Below are 9,878 nucleotides of genomic sequence, written 5' to 3' on the forward strand. Positions count from 1 at the left end.
GATCGGCCTCGTAGTGGGCCTGCTCGGTCGATGCGGCAACGCAGCGAGGTGCCGTGCCGGGCGTCGCAAGCCGGTGAACCCTCCCGGTCACAGCACTAGAGGGCCCGCAGGCCGTTGATGACGTCCCGCAGGATGCTCTCGTCCGGCAGCTCGGCGGGCGGCACCGGCGGACGCACCGTCACATGGCCGGCGTCCAGCAGGTCGCCGACGAGTACGCGGACCACGCCGACCGGCAGGTCGACCTCGGCGGCGATCTCCGCGATCGAGGCCGGCTGCTGGTGGCAGAGCCGGACGATCTCCACCTGCTCGGGGGACAGCGAACCGTCGTCCTCCGGGTCGGCCGGACCGGTGCCGCCGTCGCCCGCGCCGCCGGGGGCCGCGACCACCAGGGCGATCAGGTCCAGCTTCGCCTCGGCCGCATGGCTGGTGCGCCCGCGGGTCATCGCGTAGGGCCGTACCACCGGCCCTGCCGCGTCGTCGTACCAGCGGTCCGATTCAGCCGTCATGTCACCGTGTCACCCCGTTCCCGCTGGTCGCTTCTCCCCGGTCCGTCCGCGTGTCCCCCCGCGCCCTCGTGCCGCGGTCCGGTCGTTCAGCCGACCGCGCCGCCGTGCTGCCTCGGGGCGGTACCGAGGTGCACGCCGACCCGCTTGACCAGCAGGGCCATCTCGTACGCCACCTGGCCGACGTCGGAGTCGGCGTCGGCGAGGACGGCCAGGCAGCTGCCGTCGCCCGCGGCGGTGACGAAGAGGAAGGCCTCGTCGAGCTCGACGATGGTCTGCCGGACCTGCCCGGCGGCGAAGTGCCGCCCGACGCCCTTGGCCAGGCTGTGGAAGCCGGAGGCGACGGCCGCCAGGTGCTCCGAGTCCTCCCGGGTCAGCCCGTCCGAGGCGCCGGTGGCGAGGCCGTCGCCGGAGAGCACCAGCGCCTTGCGGACGCTGGAGACCCGCGTCACCAGGTCGTCCAGCAACCAGCTCAGCTCACGTGTCGGGCTCGATGGTGCGGTCATCGACCGTTCCCCTCAGGTGTCGTTCTGGTCGTTCTCGTCGCTGAAGTCGGTGCAGCCGGTCCAGCCGGCTCGGCGGGCGGGGCGGGCTCGTCGCCGGTGGCCGGGGCCGCTTCGGGTACGGGGCCGGGCGCGGGGGCCGGTCCGTCTCCGGGGGCGGCTTCCGCAGCGCGGCGGCCGCGCTGCCAACCGCGCTGGATCGAGGCCATCCGGGCGCGGACCTCGTCGGCGGAGCGCTCGGGGGTGCCGTCGCCCTCGGCGTCCGCGCCGTCCGGGCCGGGGCGCGGGGCACCGCCGCGCAACTGCGGGGCGAGGCTGGCCTGCCGGACCCTGCGGGGCAGCGAGCTGCCGGGCCCGTCCGCGGCCGCCTCCGGCTCTCCCGGCTCCTGCGGGGACCCGGCGGCGGGCAGCGGGGGCACGGCCGCGACGGGGCGGGACTGCGGGATGCCGGGCGTTCCCGGCGTTCCGGGCACCTCGTCGGGGTGGCCGGCGGCGGACGGCTCGACGGGGTCGGCGGCGGTGCCGGTGGCGCCGGGGTCTTCCGCGTCCTCCGCCCCGCTCCCGCCGTCCCGGTCGTCGTCGGGGGAATTCCCGAGCGGGCGGCGGGCCCGGTCGGAGATCAGCACCGGGGTGCCGGTGCCGCGCGGGCGGCGCCTCGGCAGCGGCAGCGGGTCCGAGGGCCGGTCGGCGCCGGGACCGGGGGGCAGTTCTGCCGGGTCGCCGAGGGCGTCCAGGCCCCGGCCGAAGGCCGCTGAGAGCGGCTCGTCCGGGTGGGCGGCGTGCTCCTTGCGGTGCTCGCCGCCGATGTCGTCGATGCCCTCCAGGCCCCACTGGCGGAAGGTGTGCTCGGTGTCCCCCGCCGGGTCGGGACCGGCGAGCCGGGGCGTGCCGGACACCGGGGTGGAGCCGGTGTCCTCGGCGGTGTCGCTGAGCAGCGTGTCGGGGATCATCACCACCGCGGTGGTGCCGCCGTACGGGGACTGCCGCAGCGAGACGCGCACGCTGTGCCGCTGGGCGAGCCGGCTGACCACGAACAGGCCGAGCCGGTCGGTGTCCGACAGCTCGAACTCCGGGGTCTCGGCGAGCCGCAGGTTCGCCTCCAGCAGCGCGTCGGGCGTCAGGCCGAGGCCCCGGTCGTCGATCTCCAGCACGAAGCCGTTGGCGGCGGGCTCGCCGTGCAGCTTGACGGTGGTGTTGGGCGGCGAGAAGACCGCGGCGTTCTCGATGAGTTCGGCCAGCAGATGGGTGAGGTCGGCGACGGCGGCGCCCGCGACGGCCAGCCGCGGCAGCCGGCGCATCTCGATCCGCTCGTAGTCCTCGACCTCGGCGATGGCCGCCCGCACCACGTCCATGAGCTGCACCGGCTTGCGCCACTGCCGGGAGGGCGCGGCGCCGGACAGGATGACCAGGCCCTCCGCGTGCCGGCGCATGCGGGTGGTCATGTGGTCCAGCCGGAAGAGGTCGGCCAGTTCCTCGCTGTCGTCGGTGCGGCGCTCCATGGCGTCCAGCAGCGTGAGCTGGCGGTGGAGGAGGACCTGGCTGCGGCGGGCGAGGTTGACGAAGACCTCGGAGACGCCGTTGCGCAGGTTGTTCTGCCGCACGGTGGCCTCGACGACGGCCCGCTGGAGGGTGTTGAGCGCCTTGCCGACCTGACCGACCTCGTCGTCCGGGTACTCCAGCCGCGGGACCTCGGTCTCGACGTCGATCTGCTCGCCGGCCGCCAGCCGCCGCATGACCTGCGGCAGCCGGGTACCGGACACCTCCTGCGCGTCGCGGCGCAGCCCGGTGAGGTCGCGGATGAGGCCGCGCCCGATGCGTACCGACACGAACAGCGTGGCGATCACGGCGACCAGGCCGATGCCGCCGACGAAGACCGCCTCGATGATCGTGGTCGTCGCGATCGGCGGGTCGGTGTCGCCGAACCGGCTCTGCACGGCGTCGTCCAGGCGGTTCAGGTCGTCCATGGTGGTCGCGGCGACCGACGGCCAGGACTGGTGGGCCGCGACGATCGGGGCGTTGTCCACGCCCGCGGCGATGACCGCGTCCTCGGCCGCGCGCAGCGTCTTTCCGTTGCCCTCGCGCCAGTACGCGTCGTAGCCGGCGCGCTGGTCGTCGCTCAGCAGCCACAGGCTCGACTCGTAGTCGTCGCGCTGGTCGGCCACGGCGAAGGTGAAGGACTTCAGTTCGGCCGCGCTCATGTGCCCGGCGCTGATGGCCGCGGCCATCAGCGCGTCCTCCCGGCTGATCTGGTCGCGGGCCATGCTCAGCTCGATGGCCGCGTGGTGCTGCTCGTCGCGCCGGAAGTCGTTGTAGGGGTTGAGCGACTGGAAGAGCTGGAAGGCAGGCGTGATCATGTCGTTGTACGCCGTGTAGACGTCGTTGCGGCTGATCTTGCCGCCGTCCGCGCGCTGCCGCAGCGAGGCGAGGCCCTCGACGTCGGTCAGGAAGGCGTCCAGCCGGTGCCGGGACACCGTGTTCAGGTCGCCGCGCACCCCGGTGGTGCTGATGCGTGTGCGCATCTTGGCGATCGAGCCGTCGGTGACCTGCTGCTGCTTGGTGTAGCCGATCCTGGCCTGGGAGTCGCGCGGGTTGGCCGCGTAGATCATCGCCGCCCGGCGCTCCTGCTGGAGGCTCTGCGTGGCGGCGATGCCGGGATACCCGATGTCGTCGGCGACACGCTTGACGTCGGGCCGGTCGAGCAGCTCCCTGCCCGTCACCACGGCGGCGAACGCCCAGATGACGGTCAGCGACGCCAACGGGATCAGCAGCAGCGCCACGATCTTCCGCCGGATCGTCGTACCGCGAAAGCTCATGGCCTCCCCAACGGTCTCCCCCGTGTGGGGGCGGTTCACGCGTCTCGCGCGTCCAAACGGCGTGAGCCTACTACCGCCCCAGAGGTAACTCGAAAGTATGTATGTGAGTTGGGCAGGTCTGCGGCGAAACGTTCCCCGGAATGCACCGGGAGGTTTCGGGGCAGCCACTCATCATGGACGTGCAACAGCGGAACGTCTGGGTCGAGGAGCCCGCCCGGCGGCCGCGGATGGCCGACCCGGTACGGGCCGCCGCGGTGCGGGCGGTGCTGATCAGCGCCGTCGCGCTGGTGCAGGGCATGATCGACGTGCTGCTCGCCGTCGGGCGCTCGTGGCTGTCCGCGCCCGTGCTGCTGACCACGGTGCTGACGTCGGTGGTCGCGACGTGGGCGGTGCTGGACGTGTGGGTGACCCGGCAGGTGTGGAACCAGCGCAACGGGGTGCTCTCCAGCCCCAGCAGCGCCGCCCGGGCCCGGCGCGCGGAACGGCGCGGGACCCGGCGGGAGGGGCGTACGGCAGCGGCGCCGCCGTCCTCCGGCGCGGGAGGGCGGCAGCGCCCGCACATACCGCGGCACCTCGGGGTGTGACGCGGCGGCCGGTCAGGAGCGGCCGCGCGCCTCCGGCACGGCCTGGCCGCCGGCGGGCGCCCCCGCGGGCCCGGGCCCGGCGGGCTGCGGGGCCTCCGGGGGGCGGCGGAACATGCGGGTGGCGGTGATCTCGCCGTGGATCTGCTCGCCCTGCGCGTCCAGGGCCGGGAGACCGGGCCGCAGGTGCTCCTCGACGCTGATGTACTTCAGGCCCGCGCGCAGGTCCGCGTCGTTGCGCAGCCGCACCACGAGCGGGAATTCGGCGAGCGCGGTCGTGTCGAACAGCCCCGTGGTGTAAAGGAGCTGCACGCCCAGCGCGTCGGCCACGGCCCGCTGGAGCTCCAGCAGGTAGGTGGCGTTGGCGCGGCCGATCGGGTTGTCGAGGAAGAGGGTGCCGGCGTGCCGCTGCCGGTCCCGGCCGCGGTCGTTGCTGCGCAACGCGGCCATCGTGCAGTAGAGCGCGATCGCGGCGGTGAGCAGCTGGCCGCCGGAGAAGACGTCGCCCATCTGCCCGACCGGGACGCGCTCGGCGCGCAGGACCGCGTCGGGCTTGAGGATCTCGACCGCGACGCCGCGCGGCCGGAGCGCGGCGGCGACCGCGCGCAGCAGCAGCGACATGCCGTCGCGCCGCAGGTCGGCGTTCTTGCGCAGCGCCGCTCTGGTGGCCTCGTCGATGACCTCGCCGAGCCGCTCGGTCAGGACGGACTGGTCGGGGTCCTCGAAGCGGATCCGCAGGAACTCCTGCCCTGACCACTCGCCGAGGCCCTCCGGCAGCCGGGAGAGCCGCTGCGCGGAGCGCAGGGTCGCGAGCGCCGACTCGACCAGGCCGCGCAGCCGGTCGACGATGATCTCCCGGTTGCGCTCCAGCTGCTCCAGCTCGTCGGTGAGCACCCGCAGCCGGGGCGCGAACGCCGCCGCCCACGCCGCCGCGTGCTCGGGCAGCGCGGCCGCGGGCAGTTCCCGGATCTGCTGCCGGGCCGGTGTCCTGACCTGCTCGTAGCGGACCGCGTTGGCGTGCCGGACGAGGACGTCCGCGGCCTCCCGCAGGCGCGTCTCGGCCGCGGACAGGTCAGCTGCGCAGCCGCGCAGGCTGCGCCGCGCCTCGGCGGCGGCCTGCCGGGCGGCCTCCTGGCTGCCCGGGTACGGCTCGGGCTCGTCCTCCTCCGGCTGCTGCGGGCCGGGGCCGTCCCGCAGCAGGTCGCGCAGCAGCGCGGCAGTCTCGTCGAAGCCGCTCGCGGCGTCCTCGGCCGCGCGGTGCGCGGCGACCAGTCCGGCGTGCGCGTCGGTGGCCTGCTCCAGCGCCTCGGTACGCGCCGCGACCTCGGCGGTCGCCGCGCGCAGCAGCTCCTGGGCGTGCTCGGCGTCGCGCGGGACCAGGGCCTCGGGCAGTTCGGTGTGGTGCGGCTCGCCGTCGGCCGGGGCCAGCCGCTCGGCCTCGCCGCGCAGTCGGCCCAGCTGCTCGCTGGCGGCGGAGGCGCGCGACTCCAGCGTCTGCACCAGCTCCTCGGCGCGGGCTGCCGCGGCCTGCCGGGAGGGGCCGTCGGCGCCGTCGGGGCCTTCCAGCAGCTGGGCGGCGCGGCTGCGCACCTTGTTGGTCAGCCGGTCGAGCTCGACGAGTGCGGCGTTCTCGGTGCTCTCCGCGCGGGCCTGCTCGGCCCGCAGATCGGCGCCGACGCCCACCTTCTCGTACACCTCGGAGGCGGCGCGGTAGGCCTCGCGCAGCGCGGGGAGCGACGCGGCGGGCGGGGTCGCGTCCGGGGCCGTGCCCGCCGCGCCGTCGTCGGGGGCGCCGGCGATCTCGGCGCGCTCGGCGCGCAGCACGCGGGCCGTGCGGCGGGCGTCGTCGGAGGCGCGCTGGGCGGCCCGGCGGTCCTCGTCCGCGGCGCGGGCCCGCGCGAGGCAGGTCTCCGCACGGGCCTCCGCCTCGGCGGCGTCCGCGGCGAGCTCGCGCACCCGGCGCTGCCAGGTGGCGCGCTCGCGGAGGCGGTGGGCGAGGCCGGACAGCGCGTCGGCGGCGCGCCGGGCCTGCTCGGCCGCGGCCCGGCGGACGTCGCTGTCCTGCGCGGCCTCGGCGGCGGCCGCCTCGGCCTCGGCCCGGTCGGTACGGGCGTCGGCCAGCTCGGTGCGCGTACGGCGTACGGTCTCGCGCGCCGCGGCGACCTCGGCGGCCAGTTCGGCGAGCCGACCCTGCGGGCAGGCCGCGCGCCAGGACGCGAGCCGGGCGGCGAGCGTGCGGTCGAACGCCAGCCGGGCGGCCAGCGTCCGGATGTCCTCCTCGCGGGCGGTGGCCCGGGCGCGCAGCGCGTGCCGCTCGCCGTCCGCGGCGAACTCGTCGTGCATCGCGGGGTTCGGCGGGACCAGGAACACGTCGGGGTTGCCGGAACCGGTGGCGGGCGGCGGGGCGAGCAGCGCGGCGGCGGTGCCGACGGCGACCGCGGACCGCGGCAGCAGCGCGGCCTGCTCCAGCACCTCGCGGGCCCGCCGGTACGAGCCCGCGTCGGTGACCACCACCCCGTCGACCAGCTCGGGGCGGGACGCCAGGACCAGGGCGTGGTCGGCGGGGTCGACGGCCTGGGCGAGATAGCGCCAGCCGGGCAGCGCCGGAATGCCGTGCTCCCCGAGGAATTCGACGGTGGCGAGCACGTCGGGGCCGGGCGGCAGCAGGCCGCCGTCGCCGAGCGCGGCGAGGATGCGGGCGTCGTCGGCGGCGGCGGTGCGCAGGTCGAACAGCTGGCGTTCGGCGGAGGCGATGGCGCTGTCGAGAAGCTCGCGGAGCGGCTCGGCGAAGTCGTCGAGCACGGCGGGGGTGAGGCCGTCACCGTCCGCGAGGTCCCTGAGCACGGCGCGGACCTGGACCCGGGGCCGGGCTTCGGCAGCCGCCAGGGCCCGGCCGGCGCGGGGGCCGTTGCCGGTGCCGGCGGCGTCGGAGGTCCCAGGAGCCGTGCCGGGGTCGGCCCCCGCGGCCCCGCCGTGCACGCCTCCCGCGGCCGAAGCGGCGCCGGCACCCACCGGCCCGGACGCGCCGGAGCTGCGGCCGGACGCGCCGGACTGCCCCCGGGGGTCCGCCGAGCCGGAAACGGCCGCCGCGGAATCGGGACCGGCGGCCCGCGGCCCGGACGCTCCCTGACCTGGCACACCGCCGACCGCACCGGAGTCCGCACCGCCCTGGCCTGGCACACCAGGCCCGGCTCCGGGGTCCGCCGAGCCGGAAGCGGCCGCCACGGACGAACCGGGGGCCCCTGAGCCGGGATCCGCGGCCCCCGGCGCGGACGCGCCCTGGCCGGAGACGCCAGGCGCGGCCACGGGCCCGGCTGAGCCCGCCGACGAAGGGACGGCCGCAGAACCGGGACCGGCGGTCCCCCGCCCGGACCCTGCCTGACCGGGCACGCCGCCGACCGCACCGGAGTCCGGAGCACCCGCTTCGGCACCCGCGTCGGCCGCGGCCTCCGGGACGGCGGACGCTTCCTGGGGCGCAGCGGAGTTCGGCGCGGCGGGGCGGCCGGTGGTTGTTGCCCGCGCTCCCGGCGCCGTGGCGTCCGGGTCGGCCGTGCGCGGGGCGGGGAGGCTGAGCAGCGCGGTCAGGCGGGGTTCGGCGGTCAGGGCGGTGGCGGCGACGGTTGCCGCGGTCAGGGCGGATTCGGCGGTGGAGAGCGCGTCGGCGGCGCGGGCCGCGGCCAGTTCGGCGCGGGCTTCGGTGCCGGCGGCCTCCCGGGCCCGGGCGGCGGCGGCACGCGCGGACTCGGCCGCGGCGCGGGCCAGGTCGCCGGCGGTCTCCTCGGCGTCGGCGGCGGCCAGGGCGGCACGGGCCGGGTCGGCGTCCGGCGCGGAGTCGTCGAGCCAGCCGGACCGTACGGCCTGCGCGGTCTCCTGCTCGACCTCGGCGAGCCGCTGCGCGAGGTGCCCGGCCTCACTGCGGGCGCGCTGCGCCTCGGTGGCGGCGGCGGTCGCGTCGCGGTGCGCGGCCTCGGACTGCGCCTGGAGCTGCGCCGAACGCTCCTCCTCGGTGTCGGCCTGGGCCTCGGCGCGCGCGGCGGCCCCGTGCAGGGCGCGGACGAGGTCGGCGGCGGCGGTGGTGCGCGCGGCGAGCGCGGGAGCGGCGTCCCGTTCGGCCTCGCGGATCGCGACGCTGACGCGGTGCAGCCGGTCCTCGGCGGCGCGCTGCCGCAGCACGGTCTCGGCGGCCTGCCAGGCGGCGTGCAGCGTGCGGGCGTCGCCCAGTTCGCGGCGCAGCGCGGCGGCGCCCTTGTCGGCGGCGGCCAGCGCGAGCGAGGCGTGCCGGTAGGCGATCTCCGCGGCGGTGAGCGCGCTGCCCGCGCGGGCCTGCCCGGCGTCGGTGACGGCGTGCGCGGCCTGCGCCATGTCCTGGGCGATGTCGGCGGTGCGGTCGCGTTCCTGCCGGGCGCGGGCGGTGAGGCGACGGGCCAGCAGCCGGGTGCGGCGCTCGGACTGGGCGTGGACGGCGCGGGCCCGGTCGCGGGCCTCGGCGCTGTCGGCGATGCGCTGGAGGAGGTCGAGGGAGCCGGCGGTGAAGTCGCGTTCGGCGGTCAGCTCGGCGCGGCGGCCGAGCTTGCCGGCGAAGCCGTGGACGAGGTCGGCGAGGCCGTCGGTGTCCCGGGTGTCGGTGACCGCGCGCAGCAGCAGGTCGGTGAAGTCGGAGTCCTTCTTGACCGCGAAGAGGCCTGCGGCCTCGCCCTCGTCGGCGTTCATCTCGCGCTGGTAGCGGAAGAGTTCGGGGTCCAGGCCGAGGTTGCCGAGGTGCTCGTTCCAGCGGTCGTGGATCTCCTCCCACACCACGTCCAGATGCGGGTAGGCCTTGCCCGCCTCGGTGAGGGCGTCGCGGAAGCCCTTCATCGTGCGGCGCCGGCCGCGCGCACCGGAGGCGCCTTCGACGGGCGGGCGCACGGCGGTGGACTCGGCGACCGGCAGCGAGTCCAGGCTCATGCCGGGCCCGGGGCGGAAGGAATACCACGCCTCGGCGAACTTGCGCGGGTCGGTGGAGACCTGGCGGCCGCGCCACTCGCTGACCTTGCCGACCACGACCAGCTCCCCGGTCAGCGTGTGCTGCCACTCCAGAGCGACGTGCCCGCAGTCGTCGGCGAGCAGGAACTTGCGCAGCACGCCGGAGCTGGCGCCGCCCAGGGTGTTGCGGTGGCCGGGCAGCATGACCGAGAAGATCAGCTTGAGCAGGACGGACTTGCCGCCGCCGTTCTCCAGGAAGAGCACGCCCGCGGGGGCGGGGCGGCGCGGCGGGCCGGCCGGCTCGTCTGCGAAGAAGTCGCCCTGGGCGGGGGCGGGCTGCGGCACGGGTTCGCCGACGCCCCGCAGATCGAGCACGGTGTCGGCGTAGCGCGCGCCGGCGGGCCCGATGGAGTAGAGGCGGAGTCGGGAAAGCTCGTACATGCGGCGGACTCTCGTGGCTGGATGGGTCGGTGGCGGGTGGTCGGGGGCCTGTCTCTTATACACATCTGACGCTGC

General features: G+C 76.5%; 5 protein-coding genes. 1 reads left to right on the forward strand and 4 read right to left on the reverse strand.

Annotated features, from left to right (window positions below; all coding sequences use genetic code 11):
* Positions 1–95: 95 nt before the first annotated feature.
* From IH54_RS0137770 to IH54_RS0137780, 3 genes are all read right to left on the reverse strand, one after another.
* On the reverse strand, positions 96–506 hold the full coding sequence (locus IH54_RS0137770; protein WP_031525850.1) for a DUF742 domain-containing protein: 411 nt from the start codon (positions 504–506) through the stop codon (positions 96–98).
* 86 nt (positions 507–592) lie between these two features.
* The gene (locus tag IH54_RS0137775; protein WP_031525853.1) at positions 593–1,009 is read right to left on the reverse strand and encodes a roadblock/LC7 domain-containing protein; all 417 of its coding nucleotides are present in this window, start codon (positions 1,007–1,009) and stop codon (positions 593–595) included.
* Positions 1,006–3,819 (reverse strand): nitrate- and nitrite sensing domain-containing protein, encoded by a 2,814-nt coding sequence (locus IH54_RS0137780; protein WP_031525855.1) that lies wholly within the window; start codon positions 3,817–3,819, stop codon positions 1,006–1,008. Before IH54_RS0137780 ends, IH54_RS0137775 begins: the two co-directional genes overlap by 4 nt.
* A 173-nt stretch (positions 3,820–3,992) precedes the next feature.
* Here IH54_RS0137780 and IH54_RS0137785 point away from each other — a divergent pair, with 173 nt between their 5' ends.
* Positions 3,993–4,403 (forward strand): hypothetical protein, encoded by a 411-nt coding sequence (locus tag IH54_RS0137785; protein ID WP_063762454.1) that lies wholly within the window; start codon positions 3,993–3,995, stop codon positions 4,401–4,403.
* Between the two features lie 12 nt (positions 4,404–4,415).
* On the opposite strand, the gene IH54_RS46435 is transcribed toward IH54_RS0137785, so the two are convergent.
* Complete coding sequence (locus tag IH54_RS46435) at positions 4,416–9,803, reverse strand: hypothetical protein (RefSeq protein WP_031525860.1); 5,388 nt, start codon at positions 9,801–9,803, stop codon at positions 4,416–4,418.
* Positions 9,804–9,878: the final 75 nt, after the last annotated feature.

The sequence above is a fragment of the Streptomyces sp. NRRL F-5123 genome (genome assembly GCF_000721495.1).
GTDB lineage: Bacteria > Actinomycetota > Actinomycetes > Streptomycetales > Streptomycetaceae > Actinacidiphila.

What these genes read in the sequence shown, in the direction of transcription:
- IH54_RS0137770 (WP_031525850.1), bottom strand. Translation starts at nt 506, where the DNA reads ATGACGGCTGAATCGGACCGCTGGTACGACGACGCGGCAGGGCCGGTG.
- IH54_RS0137775 (WP_031525853.1), bottom strand. Translation starts at nt 1,009, where the DNA reads ATGACCGCACCATCGAGCCCGACACGTGAGCTGAGCTGGTTGCTGGAC.
- IH54_RS0137780 (WP_031525855.1), bottom strand. Translation starts at nt 3,819, where the DNA reads ATGAGCTTTCGCGGTACGACGATCCGGCGGAAGATCGTGGCGCTGCTG.
- IH54_RS0137785 (WP_063762454.1), top strand. Translation starts at nt 3,993, where the DNA reads ATGGACGTGCAACAGCGGAACGTCTGGGTCGAGGAGCCCGCCCGGCGG.
- IH54_RS46435 (WP_031525860.1), bottom strand. Translation starts at nt 9,803, where the DNA reads ATGTACGAGCTTTCCCGACTCCGCCTCTACTCCATCGGGCCCGCCGGC.